At 70.2% G+C, this 15,863-nt stretch carries 10 protein-coding genes; 4 read left to right on the top strand and 6 right to left on the bottom strand.

What is annotated here, in order from left to right; all coding sequences use genetic code 11:
* Positions 1-107: 107 nt before the first annotated feature.
* Positions 108-1,418 (bottom strand): phytase, encoded by a 1,311-nt coding sequence (locus tag ACFV20_RS30460; RefSeq protein ID WP_385662389.1) that lies wholly within the window; start codon positions 1,416-1,418, stop codon positions 108-110.
* Positions 1,419-1,546: 128 nt separating this feature from the next.
* Positions 1,547-2,572 (bottom strand): RNA polymerase subunit sigma-70, encoded by a 1,026-nt coding sequence (locus tag ACFV20_RS30455; RefSeq protein WP_385662387.1) that lies wholly within the window; start codon positions 2,570-2,572, stop codon positions 1,547-1,549.
* 250 nt (positions 2,573-2,822) lie between these two features.
* Between ACFV20_RS30455 and ACFV20_RS30450 the strand changes: the two genes are divergently transcribed.
* The gene (locus ACFV20_RS30450) at positions 2,823-6,122 is read left to right on the top strand and encodes a family 78 glycoside hydrolase catalytic domain (RefSeq protein ID WP_385662384.1); all 3,300 of its coding nucleotides are present in this window, start codon (positions 2,823-2,825) and stop codon (positions 6,120-6,122) included.
* Between the two features lie 188 nt (positions 6,123-6,310).
* Here the strand turns inward: ACFV20_RS30450 and ACFV20_RS30445 are convergent, their stop codons facing one another.
* The 3 genes from ACFV20_RS30445 to ACFV20_RS30435 all read right to left on the bottom strand — a co-directional run bounded on the left by ACFV20_RS30445 (position 6,311) and on the right by ACFV20_RS30435 (position 9,680).
* Positions 6,311-7,384, bottom strand: a complete 1,074-nt coding sequence (locus ACFV20_RS30445; RefSeq protein WP_385662381.1) for a protein kinase family protein — start codon at positions 7,382-7,384, stop codon at positions 6,311-6,313.
* Positions 7,385-7,451: 67 nt separating this feature from the next.
* Positions 7,452-7,964 carry a hypothetical protein gene (locus ACFV20_RS30440; RefSeq protein ID WP_385662379.1) on the bottom strand — a complete coding sequence of 171 codons (513 nt, stop codon included), beginning with the start codon at positions 7,962-7,964 and terminating at the stop codon, positions 7,452-7,454.
* A gap of 516 nt (positions 7,965-8,480) precedes the next feature.
* Positions 8,481-9,680, bottom strand: coding sequence for a S8 family serine peptidase (locus ACFV20_RS30435; RefSeq protein WP_385662376.1), 1,200 nt, complete (start codon positions 9,678-9,680; stop codon positions 8,481-8,483).
* Positions 9,681-10,238: 558 nt separating this feature from the next.
* On the opposite strand from ACFV20_RS30435, the gene ACFV20_RS30430 reads away from it, so the two are divergent.
* Genes ACFV20_RS30430 through ACFV20_RS30420 form a run of 3 tightly spaced genes read left to right on the top strand, consistent with a single transcriptional unit; the run spans position 10,239 to position 15,474 of the window.
* Positions 10,239-10,598 (top strand): CATRA system-associated protein, encoded by a 360-nt coding sequence (locus ACFV20_RS30430; protein ID WP_385662373.1) that lies wholly within the window; start codon positions 10,239-10,241, stop codon positions 10,596-10,598.
* Positions 10,598-12,127 (top strand): CATRA conflict system CASPASE/TPR repeat-associated protein, encoded by a 1,530-nt coding sequence (locus ACFV20_RS30425; RefSeq protein ID WP_385662370.1) that lies wholly within the window; start codon positions 10,598-10,600, stop codon positions 12,125-12,127. The genes ACFV20_RS30430 and ACFV20_RS30425 overlap by 1 nt, the downstream gene beginning before the upstream one ends.
* On the top strand, positions 12,124-15,474 hold the full coding sequence (locus ACFV20_RS30420) for a CHAT domain-containing protein (protein WP_385662367.1): 3,351 nt from the start codon (positions 12,124-12,126) through the stop codon (positions 15,472-15,474). The genes ACFV20_RS30425 and ACFV20_RS30420 overlap by 4 nt, the downstream gene beginning before the upstream one ends.
* Positions 15,475-15,481: 7 nt before the next feature.
* On the opposite strand, the gene ACFV20_RS30415 is transcribed toward ACFV20_RS30420, so the two are convergent.
* Positions 15,482-15,805 carry a hypothetical protein gene (locus ACFV20_RS30415; RefSeq protein ID WP_385662365.1) on the bottom strand — a complete coding sequence of 108 codons (324 nt, stop codon included), beginning with the start codon at positions 15,803-15,805 and terminating at the stop codon, positions 15,482-15,484.
* Positions 15,806-15,863 lie beyond the last annotated feature (58 nt).

Here is a 15,863-nt window from a genome sequence, read left to right as displayed (position 1 = left end):
GCGGCACCGCCTCGCACCCAGATCTTACGGAGTCACGCACACAAGTACGAAAGGAAGTGAGGCGTCTGAGGCCCCGGTCGGTGGCGGCCGGTCCGGGGCCTCACCGGCTACAGGTCGACAGCCTTCACCACGTCGCCCAGGTCGACGAACTTGAAGCCGGTCGCGGTGCGTGTGCCGCCCTCGCCGTCGGGGACGTCAGGGGTCTCGTGACCGTCCTGCACGACCAGCAGACCGTTCGGGAAGCGGCTGCCGAGCGGGGCGTTCAGTACGGCGGCGCCGTCGCACTCCTGCGCCCCGTCGAGGCTCGCCGAGGCCGCGCCGACGCGGAATCCGCCCTCGTACTCGTTGTCCTCGCTCACCTCACGGTCGTACAGGGCGAAGGTGTCGTCGCCCTGGCTGGAGGCGAAGAGGTAGCCGTCGCCGTCCTTTTCCTGAAGCAGCGTCAGGCCTTCGACGTCCGCGGACAGCCGCGCGCCTCCGTAGCCGGGGTCGGTGCCTGCCGTGCACTCCTCGGTCGCCTCGTCGTAGACGCCCGGGACGCCGTACTCGCGGACCTTGTCCACCAGGACCGGCCTGGTGGTGAGGTCGGCGCGCATCCGCCAGATGCCGACATCCTCCTGACCGGCGTAGAGCGTACCGGTGGCCGGATCCACCACCATGCCCTCGACCTGCGGGAGTTCGCCGGGCTCCGCGCAGGGGGACCAGGCGGTGCCGTTCGGGAGACGGAAGGACGCGGGCAGGTCGAGGGTGCGGACGCGCTGGTACGTGACCGTGCCGCTCGCCGTCGGCTTCAGCTCGATCAGGGCGAGACGGGTCCGCTCCCGCCGGCTGACCAGGGCGTAGGAGCGCCCGGTGGACCTGTCCTGCCAGGTGGCGAGGCCGTAGGCGGTGCGTTGCTCGTTGATCTCGGCCTGGTCGGCGGAGAAGACCGGGGCGACGGCGGGGTCGGTGACGTCGGTCAGCGGGCCGCCGGGCTTCGACGGGTCGATGCGGTAGATCCGCAGCCGGTCGTTGCCCCGGTCACTGACCACGGCGATGTCGGCCCGTCCGGTGGAGGTGCGCACACCGGTGACGAGATCGACGTTGTTGTACCGGCCCGGGGCGTCATCGTCCGCGGGCGGGCGCGGTGCGGGCAGTGACTGCACCAAGCGGGCGCCCAGGTCGTACACACGCAGACCGCCCTCCTTGGCCGTCGCGATCACGAGGCTGCGGCTCGGGTCGGCCGTGTTGCGCCAGATCGCCGGATCGTCCGCGTCGGAGTTGCCGCCCGCCGCGTCGTCGTGGAGGGCGGGGGTCTCAGCGACCGGCGTGACCGTCGGCATGCTCTCGGCATCGGCCCCCGCCCGGGCAGGGGTCAGGAGGGCGAGCAGGGCGGTGGCCAGGGTGACGGCGGCGGTCGGGATCGGGGTGCGTCGCATTCTCACAGGCACTTCCCAGGGTGACATCTCGGCGATGTTGAGGACATGCCAATGATGCGGAGCCAACCTTGCGCGAAGGAGGACGCGATCTGTACACGTGGACACCGCAGGTTGGTGCGAAGGACGCGTCACCTTCCTTGACGTGCCCCTCGGGGCTGCTCCGTGCCGTTCGCCGGCAGGCGCTCCGGGAGTCCCAGCCCCTCGAACCGGTCCTCGTGGAACGTGATGATCTCCGTGATCAGCCCGCCGGTGACGCGCAGGACGTCGATCGTCAGCGGCAGGTACGCGCCCTCCTGCTCCCGCCAGAGGTAGAAGGCGAGGGCGGGCTGCCGGTTCACGGAGGTGAGGACGGCGCGCAGGCCCTTCATGCCTTCGAAGCCGCTCGTGACCCAGTCGTTCACCACCGCGTCGCGGCCGATGTACAGGCCCGGAGTGGGCGGCATCGAGCAGCGGACGTCCTCGCGCAGCAGTGCGGTGATCCGGCCGATGTCCGTGGCCACGCTGGCCTCGGTGTAGCGCCGCACCAGCTCGCGCGTCCCGGTGTCCTGATCGCCGCCGCTCCAGTCCTGCCGCTCGGCCGGCAGGTGCTCCCGCATGCCGGCGCGGGCTCGCTGCAGTGCGCTGTTCACGGAGTTGACGGAGTCGCCCAGGCACTCCGCCACGTCTTTCGCCGGCCAGCCGAGCACGTCCCGCAGGATCAGCACGGCACGCGGGCGCGGCGCGAGGTGCTGGACCGCTACGACGTACGCCAGCTCGATCGTCTCTCGCGCGACGGCGACGGTCTCGGGCTCGTCCGCGTCGTCCGCGGGCAGCTCGTCGAGCAGCCGGTCCGGATAGGGCTGCAGCCACAGCACCTCGCCGCCGGTGGCAGGTTCGGGGCGGGCCCTGGCGAGCAGATCCAGGCAGGCGTTGGTGGCGATCCGGTAGAGCCAGGCCCGGAACGTCGACCGCCCCTCGAAGGTCTCCCGCCGTCGCCAGGCGCGCAGGAACGTCTCCTGCACGGTGTCCTCGGCGTCCTCGAACGACCCGAGCATCCGGTAGCAGTGCACGTGGAGCTCTCGCCGGTGCCGCTCCGCCAGCTTCGAGAACGCCTGCTCGTCGACCTCGCCCAGACCGTTCACACCCGGTTCCTCCAGCCGCGTGTCCGTACTCATCTCGTCATCCTTCCGCCGCGTCGCGTGCCGTCATAGGTGTGACGCCTGCGGCCGGAAAAACTCATCACCCGGACTGGTCGGCGCGGCAGAGCGCCGTTTCCTCATCATGGGTGGGGGCTGCCGGCTCCCCCTCGATCGCCGCGACAGCAACGGCAGACCAGGCCGCCGCACGTATTGACGTGTTCCACGCCACACGGCTACTGTCCCCGCGACCTGCTCGATTGAAACGATTCAGCAGACCGGAGAAGTCATGCTCCTCAGGCGACCAGCCCTGCCCGGCCTCCTCACGGGCCTCGTCGTGCTCGCGGTACTCGGTGGCGTGGCCGTACTGCCCACTCCCCTGTCACCGGCGTCGTCCGCCACGGCTGTGCCTCTCGTCGTACGGGCCCTGAGCACCAACAGCCGGACGAACCCCGTCGGCATCGGCGGTGAAACCCCGGTCTTCGGCTGGCAGTCGGTGTCAGCCCGGCGGGCGACGACACAACAGGCCTACGAGATCCAGGTAGGGCGCAGACCCGGGGCCGCCGACGTGTGGTCGTCCGGCAAGGTGAGGTCCGGCCGGCAGGTGGCCGTCGAGTACGGCGGCCCGGACCTCGAATCGGCGACGCGCTACCACTGGCGTGTCCGCGTCTGGGACGACAAGGGCATCGTGAGCCGCTGGAGCACGGACTCGTACTTCGAGACCGGTCTCCTGGACGCCGGCGACTGGGACGGCGCTCAGTGGATCGCGCGTGCCGACGCTCCGAGTGAACTGGACCGGTGGTCCGACTACGCCGCGACCGTCCGGTTCAAGCTCGAAAGCGCCGCCTTCGGCATGTTCCTGCGCGCTCCCGATACGGCCAACGGATACATGTTCCAGCTCAACGCCACCGGCGCGAGCCCGACGCTGAGGCTGCACAAGCAGGTCAAGGGCACCTACAGCGTGGTCAAGGAGGTGGACCTCGCACCCCACGGCTTCACCAACGCATCCCTCCTCGGCGAGCGGCACACCGTGCGCTACGACATGGCGGGTGCCACGATCCGGACGACACTCGACGGCAAGCTCGTCAGCACCTACACCGATTCCACGTTCACGAGGGGCTACATCGGTTTCCGGACCCACGCCTGCTGCGGCGAGCGGGGAACCGTCTACGACGTCGTCGCGACCGGGGCCGACGTCAGCACGCTGCTCGACACCGACTTCGCCTCCGGCCGGAACCCCTTCTCCGGCGGGGACACAGCCGACTCGGCCCTCTCGGTCTCCGGCACCACGGACGCCCTGTACGGCCCTGATGTGCGGCCGCTGCCACTGCTCCGCAAGGGTTTCGCCACCGAGCCCGGCAAGAAGGTGGCCTCCGCACGGGTCTACGCCTCCGCGCTCGGCGTCTACGCGCTGGAGATCAACGGCAAAGCGGTCGGCGACCAGGTACTGGCCCCGGGGTGGACCGACTACCACCAGCGCATCCAGTCCCAGACCTACGACGTCACGGGATTGCTCGACAGCGGCGGCAACGCGATCGGCGCGTCCCTGGCGAACGGCTGGTGGGCAGGCAAGGTGGGGATCGGCTGGAGCCGCCAGTACGGCGATGCTCCGGCGCTCGTGGCGAAGATCCGCATCGCCTACACCGACGGCTCGGTGCAGTGGATCGCCACGGACGGTTCCTGGAAGGCGGCCGAAGGGCCTTATGCGAAGGCCGACTTGCAGGACGGTGAGACGTACGACGCCCGTCTGGAGCCGACGGACTGGAGCCGCGCCGGATTCGACGACGCCGGCTGGGAAGCGGCCGTGCCGGTGGACTCACCCACCGCGCTGCTCGTCCCGCAGAGCGACGAGCCGGTGCGCGAGACCCAGGTTCTCAGGGCCCGGCACATGACCGAGCCCAGCTCCGGGACCTACGTGTACGACCTCGGCCAGAACATGGTCGGCGTGTCCCGGCTGACCCTCACCGGCTCCCCCGGCCGGACCGCGAAGATCCGATACGCCGAGGTCCTCAACAAGGACGGCACCCTCTACACCGACAACTTCCGCAGCGCCAAGGTCACCGACCGCTATGTCTTCGCCGACTCCGGAGCGGTCACCTACCAACCTGCCTTCACCCAGCACGGGTTCCGCTACATCGAGATCACCGGAGTGGACTCGCCTCCCGCGCTCGATGACGTGCGAGGCGTCGTCTGGGGTTCCGACCTGCCGTCCACCGGCACGCTGAAGACCTCGGACGGCATGCTCGACCAGTTGGTCAGCAACATCTCCTGGAGTCAGCGCGGCAACTTCCTGTCCATCCCCACCGACACCCCGGCCCGCGACGAACGCCTGGGCTGGACGGGTGACATCAGCCTGTTCGCCCCGACCGCCAACTACCTCGTCGACACCCGCGCGTTCCTGTCCCACTGGATGGCGGACGTCCGCAACTCCCAGTATCCCGACGGTGATCTGCCGGCGGTGGTGCCGACGCCCCGGGGCCAGTTCGCCGAGAGCGGCGTCGGCTGGTCCGACGTCATGATCACCGTCCCGTACCACGTGTGGCGCTCCTACGGCGACACCCGCATCCTGCGCGACAACTACCCGGCCATGCGCAAGTTCTTCCAGTTCGTGCGCGAGAGCGCCGGAGCGGATCTCCTGGAGCCCGGCCGCACCACGTTCTTCACCGGTGACTGGCTGCATCTGGACGACCCCACCGAACAGGGCATCCTGGGCACCGCCTACTTCGCCGAGAACGCCCGCATGATGGCGGAGACCGCCGACGCCCTGGGCGACGACTCGGCGGCGTCCGACTACCGCGAGCTCTCCGCCGACATCCGCCAAGCCTTCACTCAGGCGTATGTCTCGTCCGACGGAACCGTGAAGGGCAACTCCCAGACCGGATACGCCATGGCCCTGGGCATGGATCTCGTCCCGGACCCGGCACTCGTCGGCAAGGTCGGCGAGAAGTTCGTGTCCAAGCTGGCCCTGACCGACTACCACCTGCGCACCGGCTTCATCGGCACACCACTGCTGCTGCCCGCGCTGAGCCGGATCGGACGCGATGACCTGGCCTACCGGATGCTCCTGCACAAGGACTACCCGTCCTGGGGCTACGAGATCGAAAAGGGCGGCACCACCATGTGGGAACGCTGGAACTCGATCACGCCCGACGGGGAATTCGGCCCCGTCGACATGAACTCCTTCAACCACTACGCGTACGGCGCCGTAGGTGACTGGATGTTCCAGAACATCGGCGGCCTCTCCGCGATCGAACCCGGCTACAAGCGCTCGCGGATCGCTCCCGTGCCCGGCGGCAACCTGACCAACGGATCCGGAAGCCTCCACACCGTCCACGGCCTGTTGTCATCCCGCTGGACTCACCGTGACGACACCTTCCGCCTGAAGGTGACGGTGCCGGTCAACACCGTCGCTGAGGTTCATGTGCCGGCCGGTACCCGCCGATCGGTGACCGAAGGCGGCCGGCCGGCGGACCGCGCGACGGGGGTCCGCTTCCTGCGCATGGAGGACGGGGCCGCCGTGTTCCAGGTCGGCTCGGGGACGTACGACTTCGTCGCCAGGCCCGGATCCCACCGGAGCGGATCGTCGTAGTGCTCGTCTTCGCGCCGGAAGGCGGGTTCCTGGCCAGTTGGTTGGTTCACGGCCTTGCTCTTCGAGGGCACCGTGGACCGACGCCTCACCGAGTCACTGCTCTGGACCGCGGCGAACGGGGAGAGGCCCGGGCGCAGGCGGACCGGGGAGAAACCATGGAGTGATGTCCCACCGGGCTCTCACTCTGCTCACGTCGATACGCCGGCGAGAGCCCGCTTGATCTCGGCCGCGGGGAAGGGAGTGCGCTTGCTCTGCGTGCGCAGGCGGTGAAGAAAGTCGTCCAGGATGACGGCGTGCGGAGCGTGACGGTCGATGATCGCGGCGATGTCGCACGGGATGTCGACGGGTCGGTGGCCGTCGACCCACGCACGCAGAAAGGCTCCGTGTTCGATGCCGCCCCGCATGCCGTCGGGCAGGTGGTGGCGAAGCAGGTGGTTCGGTGCGTAGGAGCGGTCGTACACGAGGTGAGCAGCGAGGAATGCGCGCTCCCGCGCCGAGAGTTCGAACTGGCGGCTCATCGCGAGCCCGAAGTCCGCGAAATAGACCTGCCGTCCATCGGTGAGCAGGTTCGCGAAGTGCGTGTCGAAATGAACGAGTCCGCGCGCGCTCATGAACTCCGTTCCCCGCAGTAGCGCATTTTCGACCCACCGATAAAGGGCCTCGTTTCCCGGCTGTGCCTGGGTCGCCTCACGGGTGTCGGCGAGCCACTGGGCGAGCGTGTGCGGCACGTGCTCCAGGAAGAGCACCAGGCTGAAGGAGGACTTTCCCACGGCCTCCAGCCGATGGCGCACCGCCGTCGAGCCCTCCCAATGTGCCACGGCCCCCTCGATGCCACCGAGGCCGTCGATGAAGCCGGCCGGGGGGCTGTCAGGCAAGACCCGCCAGTGGTACAGCAGCGGGAAACCCGCGTACTCGTTCTTCAGTGCCCACTCTGTCGTCATCATGTGCGCGGCCAGCTCACGCCAGGCACCGAAACCCGCCGAACCCACCCCGTACTGGTAGAAGAGGGGCAGATCGAAGATGTTCGCGGTCGAGCGCACGTGCTGTGACTGCAGCTCGATGTCCGTCAGCGGGACACGCTTGATGAACACCCGTGTCCCCTCGACTTCCAACTCCGCCGCCCTGCCCCCGATACCGGAGCCGAGACCGGGGGCCGCGGATACCGCATCCTCAAGCCGGCGGTCGCTCCACGTGGACAACCGTGCGCCCACGGCCGCGTGAGCGGACACTCGCGCGGCATGCCCGGACACGGTCGCATTCATCGGGGGCTCCAGCCTGGTATCCCAACTCACCGCTGACGACTCTACGGCCGACTGGTACGTGGGCGGGTCAGGATCCGTCGCACTGGGGTGCGTCCTGCGCCGAGATGTTCCAGGCCTCCGAACTCACCAGGTTGGGCCGCCCGGACGGGGACCACGCGTCCATGCGCGCCAGGGGCCCGCCGCTGTTACGGATCCAGGCCTTGCGCATCGGGTCCATGAATTCCAGCCTCAGCCGGGCCAGATCCCCCTCCACCAGACGCACCGACGGCTCGGCCACGGTCATGGAGTCGAGGAGCGCCTTGTTGGGGACGGCGATCTGCTTGCAGGGCTGCAGGAGGTCCAAGTCCCATGTCACCTTGTTCCTCGGGAGCGTGAGCCGCATCGCCATGACACGGGAGCTTCCGTTCACGACGATCACCTCCGAGCCCATCCGGTAGAAGTCGACGAGGTTCGCGTACGCCTTCTCCCGGTCCTCCTTGGTCCGGGCGGCCTCTGCGGCCGCTCGCTGATCCTCCCTGCCTGCGTACAGTTCGGCCCGAATGCCGAGGATCAGCCCGGCCAGTGCCGCCACCACCGTCACGGCGCCGACCGTGAATCGTCCGAGATCCAGCGCCGTGAGGCGAGTCGGGCCGGTACCGGAGCCCTCGACGGCATCCGGGTCCGGGTCCGGGTCCGTGTCCGGGTCCGTGTCCCCAGATGGTGCGGAGTCCCGCTGTGGGGCCGAATCCCGTGCTGCGACGGGTTCTGTCCCCGGTGGCTCCGGCGGAGTCACGTGCTGGGGTGCGCTGCTGCCATCGCCTGTCCCGGCAGCCTGGACGGTAGCGGCGGGCGTACCCGCAGTGGATCTCGCATCTCCGTGGGACTCCGACGGACTCGCTTCACCTTCGTTCGGGGCCATGCTGTGAGAATGGCGGGACTCCCTTACCGGGGCGGCCCGTTGCGACCTATGGTTCGGATTCGGCGTTTTCTGACCGCCTGGGTTCCGGCGGGGCGACACGCCCCGCTTGCTCCTGGGGCTCCCCTTCTGCCGCGCACGACGGCACCGGCGCCCGCCGTGCCGTCTGAGGACAGCACGGCGAGCACCGGTCGAGGACAACTACTCGACTATCTTCAGCAGCTTGTTCGCGGTGCCCTGCGACGGGTTGGTGATCTTGTCGGCGGATGCGCCGTCGGTGAGGGCCTTGGCGACCTGTTCCGGTGTGGCGTCCTTGTGGCCCGCCAGGTAGACGGCCGCGGCGCCGACCACGTGCGGCGTGGCCATGGACGTGCCCGAGATGGTCTTGGTGCCTTCATCGCTGTCGTTCCACGCGGAGGTGATGTCGGAGCCGGGGGCGTACACGTCAACGACCGCGCCGAAGTTGGAGAAGTCGGACTGCTTGTCGTCCTTGGTCGAGGACGCGACGGTGATCGCTTCCTTGACGCGGGACGGGGAGCCCTGCCCGGCATCCGCGGATTCGTTGCCCGCGGCCACGGCGAAGGTGACGCCGGACGCGACGGCCTTGCGCACGGCTTCGTCGAGGGCCTCGTCGGCGCCGCCTCCCAGGCTCATGTTCGCGACGGACGGGCCCTTGTGGTTCTTGGTGACCCAGTCGATGCCTGCGACGACCTGCTCGGTGGTGCCGGAGCCGTTGTCGTCGAGCACGCGCACGGCGACGATCTTCGCCTTCTTGGCGACCCCGTGGGCCGTGCCCGCGATGGTGCCCGCGACGTGGGTGCCATGGCCGTTGCCGTCCGTGGCGTCGTTGTCGTTGTCGACGGCGTCGAAGCCGGATGTGGCTCGTCCGCCGAAGTCCTTGTGCGAGGTGCGTACGCCGGTGTCGACGACGTAGGCGGTCACGCCCTCACCCGCGCCGTCAGGGTAGGTGTACTTGCTGTCGCCGGCGGTGTCGGCCTGGTCCAGGCGGTCGAGGCCCCAGGAGGGCGGGTTGTCCTGCGTGGCGTTGATGCTGAACTTCTTGACCTGCACCACCTTGGCGACCGACGGGTCGGCCGCGAGACGCTTGGCCTCGGCCGACGACAGGCCGCCGGCGGAGAAGCCGTCGAGGGCGGCGCTGTACGTGCGCTGGAGCTTGCCGCCGTACTCCTTGGCGAGCGCGCTCTTGTTCACCTTGCCGTCCAGCGTGACGATGAAGGTGCCCGGTACGGCTCCCTTGGCGCCGAGTCCGTACACGGTGCCTTCCGCGGGGGCGGGTTCGGGAGCGATCTGTGCGTGCGCCGTCCCGAAGGTCGTCAGGGTCGCGACGACGGCCGTGGCGGTGAGGACCTGCATTCTGCGTGTGAATGCGCGAGCTGACATCTGAGGGTTCTCCTCGTCACTTTCGTGGGGGGTGTGGGGGGTTCGGACCGAAACTGCGTTCGGCCCGCCTCGAACCTGACTCATTGATGTGCGCAGATCAAGAGCTTCACGCCAATCCGAGCTGTCTCAGCAGGTCAGCAGCGTACGAATCAGCCACCCTCCCCGGCGCCTTCACTCATCACATGCCATGCGCGCATACGGACGTTGTGTCGAGGATGTGTGACCATGCGCCTGGAGGGGCGGTGGCTTCGGACAATCTGGGTAGACAGGGCCAGTTCCACAGCAAGCGATTTCGGGCCCGCAGTTCGTAGAATCCGAAATTTGCTGCCGAACTCGCCCCGCGGCATGAACCAGACCGATTAGTCACCCCCGTCGGACACTTCCGCGCGAGGTTCCCGGTGGCATCTCTTACCTGTCTCAACAACGCGTCCCCGAAATGGCCTTGGTCGCTCGCTCGTTGCGTCCCACCCGGCCGACCACCGGGGGGCGCGGTGTCGCCGGTGATCGCTCACGGGTAGCACCGGCATTCACCCGGAGCGGGTGGGGAAAGATGCCTGTATGACCGGACTCGACGTGGCTCTGCGGGAAGCGTCCACCGCCCTGGCCCTGCTGCGTGACGCGCGGCTTCCCGCCACGCGGTGGGGACGCGTCGAGGCGGTCGTGACCCGGCTGGAGGAGGCGATGCGGGACTCGGACGCCGACGCCGTCCTGGGTGCGGCCCGGAATCTGGAGGACCACTGCTCGCACTGGAGGGCACGGCGCGCGGCCGAGCCCGAGTCGACGGGGCCGCCGCCGGTCCTGGAGGAACGGGTCAACCGGTTGATCCACGATGAGCGAGCGGCATCCACCTCCCCGCCACCGTCCGATCCTGACGTGTCCCCTCCGCAACCCGATCCCGGCCAGGGCGCCCCTCTCTGATGGCCCGCGCCTCGCTGGTGATCCACGTGTTCGCGGCCACGGAGTTCTGCTCCCGCGCCCGCCCGCAGCAGGCCGGCAGCTTCCTGCGGGCCGTGTGGGACGGTTGTGTCACCCGGCTGGGCATGGGCGTCCCCGCGCTGCCGGGCATCGGAACGGACTTCCCCGCTGAACCGGCCTGGGCCGGCACCCTGCGGCTGAGAGCGGCGGTCGAAGACCCCGGACGGTCCGGTCAGTTCCAGGCACTGCTGTACTCGGTGCACGACGTCACCGGCGTCGCCGTGGTCCTGGACCCGGGCCCCGGGTGGTCTTGGGCCGAGTTGGAGCGCCTGTGGGACGACGCCGTGCCCGCGCCGCCGGCGGCTCCCTCGGTGCCGGGCCTGCTCGGCACCGTACGCGTGCACCGTGTGTTGCATCCCGCCTCTCCCCTGCCGGACGCCTCGCTGACGGACGCACTGCTGGAGTTGCGACAGGACCTGGGCATGACGGCGGGCGCTGCCGTCCAGCCGCTCCCGCCCGAGAGCTGGGTGCGGACGACAGCCGGTTTCGCGCTGTGCGAGGTACTCCCGGGCGGGGCGACCGAAGCCGGCGGCGACCGCCGGTTGCTCGCCCTGGCACCCGAGAGCCGGGAAGTGGCGTTCGACTGCTGGTCATGGGTCGACGGCACGTCGGCGCTGGTGCCGTTGACGCGCTATCTGCTGCACGCGGGCAAGCTGCGCTATGAGGCCGGGGTGCACGCACGGTCTCAGGAGGCCTCGCAGCGCGCACAGGTGGCCGTGGACGCCCAGGTCGAGAGGCTCACGGAGTTGTATCCGCAGGTGGTCACGGGCCGCGTGGCCACGGCGAGGCTGCTCGACGCCTCCGTCGAACTGGCCCGGCTGCAGGGGCACTCGGCCGGTCTGATCGCCTCGCTGGGGCGGGTCAGGGCCATGCGGCGTACCGTGCAGATCGCGGAGTCGAACATGACCGCCGCCCTGGCGGGCTCGATCGACGGGCAGCCGGTTGGATTCCTCGCCCACGACCGCCGGACCGCGACGGCGCTGTCCGAGCACCTGGACGACACCGCCGCCTATCTGGAAGTGACACACCAACGAGCCGACGAGACCGCCAGGATCACCGGTGACCTGGTGCGGGAACGGCTGCAACGGCGGCGCGAACAACTCACGCAGTTGCAGACGTCGTTCCTCGGCAGCCTGTTGATGGCGCTGGCCGCGATCCAAGGGCTGGAATACGAGCTCCCGCTGCCGGGATCGCTCCAGCCCCCGCTGATCCTGCTGCTGGCGGGGCTCGCCCTGGCCCTGCCGGGTACCGCCCTGCGCTGGGGTGCCGCGGAGACACCGGACGGGCTCGGCCGGGCCGTGGACCGGGTCGGCCTGTCGGCGGCCTGCGCGGCGTTCGGCTGGCTGGTCGCCGGGCTCGTGCACCTGACGCTGTATCACCAGCCGGCTCCGGTCTGGTCGGCGGCCGGTGCGGCGGTGCTCGCGACGGCGGCGCAGAGGGCTGTCGCCGCGTATCGGGGGAGGCGTGGATGATCGACGAGGCGGATTCCCGCGAGGCCGCGCGGCGTGTGCTGCGGGAGCGTCTCGACGACTACACGCAGCAGCCGCGGCCCGACGCGCCTCTGCTGGCCGACGACACGCTCACCTTCGCCGCGGAGGTCGCCGCGGGCCTCGTGCGTTCCCTCCCCGAGGAGCCGGGCTGGGCGCTCGACCTGCCGTCCGCGCACCTGGTCGCCTGCGTTCACTGGTTCCGCGGAGAGTACCTCGGACGGGAGGACGCGCTCGCCGAACAGGGCACGGCCGTCGCCTACTTCCTGCTCCTCGCGGACGACCATCCCGGTGCCGTGCCCGAGGAGGTCCTGGCCGGTCTGCCCCTCCTGGAGGGCGGTGGGCGTTCACCCACCGGGCTCGTCGAAGGCGGTCCCGAGGCCTGGGCCGGCCACGCCTTGGGCCTCCTGGCCGACGCGAACGCCGCGCTGGGCGTCGCCCGGACGTCCCCTGACCCCACCGATCCGCCCGGAAGTCCGCAGCCCCCGGAAGCTGCCGGCACCGCAGAACCATCGAACCAGGGCAGCCCCGTGGATCTCGTGCACGGCGCAGTGGCCCTGCTGCGTCTCGCGGTCGCCGCGACCAGCCCGCCCGTACGCCCCCGGCACACGCTGTACCGGGTCGCCCTGGCCCAGGCGCTGCGCCTGATCGAGGACTGGTCCGCGCGGCCCGCCCTTGTCGAGGAGGCGGAACGCTGCCTGCGGGAGGCGGCGCTGAGCCCGCCGCCAGGTGAACCCCACCGCATCGCCTACCTCGCCACCCTCGTCGACTTCCTCGGTGACCTCGCGGACCGCACGGCCGACCTGAAGTACCTCGACGAGGCCGTGCGCACCGGGGTCGGCGGGCTCACGGAGGACACAGAGCCCTTCCAGGCGATCGCCCTGCTCACTGCCGTGGCCCGGGCACTGCACAGCCGGTACTCCGCCACCGACGCCCTGGCGGACCTGCGGCGCTCGGTCGAACTGGAGCGCAAGGCCGTCGCCCTGGCCAGGGACCACCAGCCGACCATGTACGAGGCCGCGCTGGGAAGCCTCGCGGTCTCGCTCAACGACCTGTACGTACGCACCGAGGAGGAGCGCTACGGCACGGAGGCCGCCGACACACTGCGCGCCGCGATCGACGCCGTCGAACCCGGACGAGCAGCGGAGGCCATGGAGTCGAGGTTCCTGCTGGCCGCCACACTCGCCACGCTGGCCCGGCTCACCGAACGGCCCGACTACCTCGACCAGGCGTTCGAGGCCCTGCGCTCCGTCCGGCCCGGCCGGCCCGACAGGACGGCACTGCGGGCCCGGAGGCACGGCCTGGCCGGAGAACTCCACCGGCTGAGGTACGAGGCCACGAAGGACCAGCGTGAGCTGTCGCGCAGCGACCGGGCCTACCGTCGCGCCCTTGCACACCTGCCTGAGAACAGTCCCGACCTGGGCACGTACCTGGCAGCGCGTGCCGTGACATGGTTCACCCGGTGGGAGGCAACCAAGGACCTCAAGTTCCTGAAACAGGCCGCGCCTCTGTACGAGCGGGCGATGACCAGCACGCTCCTGCCCGCGGGGCACCGGCTTCCCTCAGCGTACGGTTACGCGCGCTGCCACGCGCTGCTGGGCGACGCGCGAAGGGCGCTGTCCGGCTACCGCACGGCGTTGGAGCTGCTGCCGATCGCCGCCTGGCACGGCCTGCAACGGGACGACCGAGCGCATGTGCTCGCGACGTCCGTGTTCCAACTGGCCCGCGAGGCCGCGGCGACGGCCCTCGACCTCGGCGAGAAGTACCTCGCGGTCGAACTGCTGGAGGAAGGCCGGGGCGTGCTGATGCGGCAGTCGCACGACGAGCGGGCGGATCCGGCGCTGCTCGTCCGTGATGTCCCGGCGCCGCTTCGTGAGAAGGTCCGCGCGAAGATGCTCGAACTCAGCTCGGTGCGGGAGCACTTGGATAGCGGCGGCGGCGTCCCCGGTGGCGGGCCGGGCCGGACGGGGTCCGGTCCTGCGGGTAGCTACCTGGCCGCTCTTGGGGGTGCTGCCGCGGCGGCTCTCGACGCGGACGACCGGCAGCGGCTGAACCGGCGGTGGGACGCGTTGGTGGACGAGATCCGGCAGATCGAAGGGTTCGCCGACTTCCTCCGTCCTCCCTCCTGGGAGCAACTCGCGGCCGCCGGCGGACAAGGGCCGGTGATCGTCGTGAACATCGCGGAGGCTCGGGGGGACGCGCTGATCATCACCTCCGAGGGCGACCTGGAAGTCGTTGAGCTCCCCGGCGTGACCCGCGCGGCCGTGAACCGGCAGGCGAGGCTGCTGGGGCGGGCCCAGGACATGCTCGAGGACGATCCACCCGAGGCGCATCCCGTGTTTCTCGACGTCCTGAGGTGGCTGGGACGCCAGGTTGCCTGGCCCGTTGTGGAGCGGCTGCGAAGGGTGGAGCCGCGGTTCCCGGACGGGCAGGGCGGAGGGGACGGAGGGGACGGAGGGGACGCAGGGGACGGAGGGAACAGGCGGAGTGGGCGGGACGGCCAGGCCGGGCCGCGGGGTTCCCAGGGTTCGCGGGGTTCCCAGGGTTCGTGGGGTTCACAGGGCGGCGTCCCTGGGGTCCGGATCTGGTGGTGTCTCACCGGACAGCTCTCCTTCCTCCCGCTGCACGCGGCACTGCTGCCGGACGGGACCTGTGTAGCCGACCACTGTGTCTCCTCGTACACCCCCACGATCCGTGCCCTGCTCGCCGCCCGCGCCAGGCCGGCTACGGGACAGTTGCCCCGCCTGCTGCTCGCCTCCGTGCCCCATCTCGCAGGCGGGGAGAGGCCGCTGCCGCACGCCGAAGAAGAAGTGTCCCGGCTGACACGGCATGTGACTCCGGCGGTGTCCCTCGCCGGCCCCCGGGCGACCCGCCGAGGGATACTCGCCCAGCTCTCCGCCTGCTCGTGGTTCCACTTCGCGGGTCACGCCGAGCAGCGTCCGCCGAGCAAGGGCGGGTCCGCGCTCTACTGCTGGGACGCCGAGGAGCCGGACAGCGCCCCGTTGACCACCGCCGATATCGCCGGACTGCGCTGCGAGAGTGCCGAGTTGGCGGTCCTTTCGGCCTGTGAGACCGCCCTCGGAGACCCTGACCTCGCCGACGAGGCGGCCCATGTCGCCGGCGCCCTGCAGACCGCCGGGTTCCGTCATGTGATCGCTACGCTCTGGCCGGTGAGCGACACTCGCGCACCCCAGGCGACGGACCGGGTCTACGAGGTCCTGACCTCGGGAGGCTCACCCGCGACCGCCGCACACGAGGCGCTTGTCCTGCTTCGTAGCGCACGGCCGGACGCCCCCGTGCTCTGGGCGCCGTACGTGCACGTCGGTCCCTGACACCGCCTCAGCTCTGTGCGTCGGCATCGAGACGCGCAAGCCCCTGTTCCCAGCGTCGTCGGCGCTCGTCCTCGGGCTGGTCCCACCAGGGGGTGCCGCGTTCGCCCAGCGCGACCTTCGCCTGCTGCACACGTGCACGCGCTGCCTTTTCGGCGGTTGCGTCACCCGCGGCCGTCGCTGAGCGCACCGCCCGACGAGCCGACATGAGGTGATGCCGGAGACGCGCGGCGATCTCCTCGGGGATGGACGGGTCGGTTGCCCGCCACCTCCTTCCGCCGATGACGACGTAGTGCCCAACGGGGGTTGTCTCCGGTGGCTCGTGTGCATTCACGCGGACGATTCTGCCCACCCGGGTCCCCTCGGTGCGGCAGCCTCGCGCTCGTCTCGAG

Origin of the sequence: Streptomyces sp. NPDC059696, from assembly GCF_042733745.1 — a bacterium.
In the GTDB taxonomy this organism is placed as follows: Bacteria; Actinomycetota; Actinomycetes; order Streptomycetales; family Streptomycetaceae; genus Streptomyces.
The sequence above is the reverse complement of the archived record's forward strand: the minus strand, read 5'-3'. Positions and strand labels throughout refer to the sequence as shown.

Bases quoted from the DNA above. Each gene is read 5' to 3' on its own strand.
- ACFV20_RS30460 (WP_385662389.1), bottom strand. From the start codon at position 1,418: ATGCGACGCACCCCGATCCCGACCGCCGCCGTCACCCTGGCCACCGCC.
- ACFV20_RS30455 (WP_385662387.1), bottom strand. From the start codon at position 2,572: ATGAGTACGGACACGCGGCTGGAGGAACCGGGTGTGAACGGTCTGGGC.
- ACFV20_RS30450 (WP_385662384.1), top strand. From the start codon at position 2,823: ATGCTCCTCAGGCGACCAGCCCTGCCCGGCCTCCTCACGGGCCTCGTC.
- ACFV20_RS30445 (WP_385662381.1), bottom strand. From the start codon at position 7,384: ATGAATGCGACCGTGTCCGGGCATGCCGCGCGAGTGTCCGCTCACGCG.
- ACFV20_RS30435 (WP_385662376.1), bottom strand. From the start codon at position 9,680: ATGTCAGCTCGCGCATTCACACGCAGAATGCAGGTCCTCACCGCCACG.
- ACFV20_RS30430 (WP_385662373.1), top strand. From the start codon at position 10,239: ATGACCGGACTCGACGTGGCTCTGCGGGAAGCGTCCACCGCCCTGGCC.
- ACFV20_RS30425 (WP_385662370.1), top strand. From the start codon at position 10,598: ATGGCCCGCGCCTCGCTGGTGATCCACGTGTTCGCGGCCACGGAGTTC.
- ACFV20_RS30420 (WP_385662367.1), top strand. From the start codon at position 12,124: ATGATCGACGAGGCGGATTCCCGCGAGGCCGCGCGGCGTGTGCTGCGG.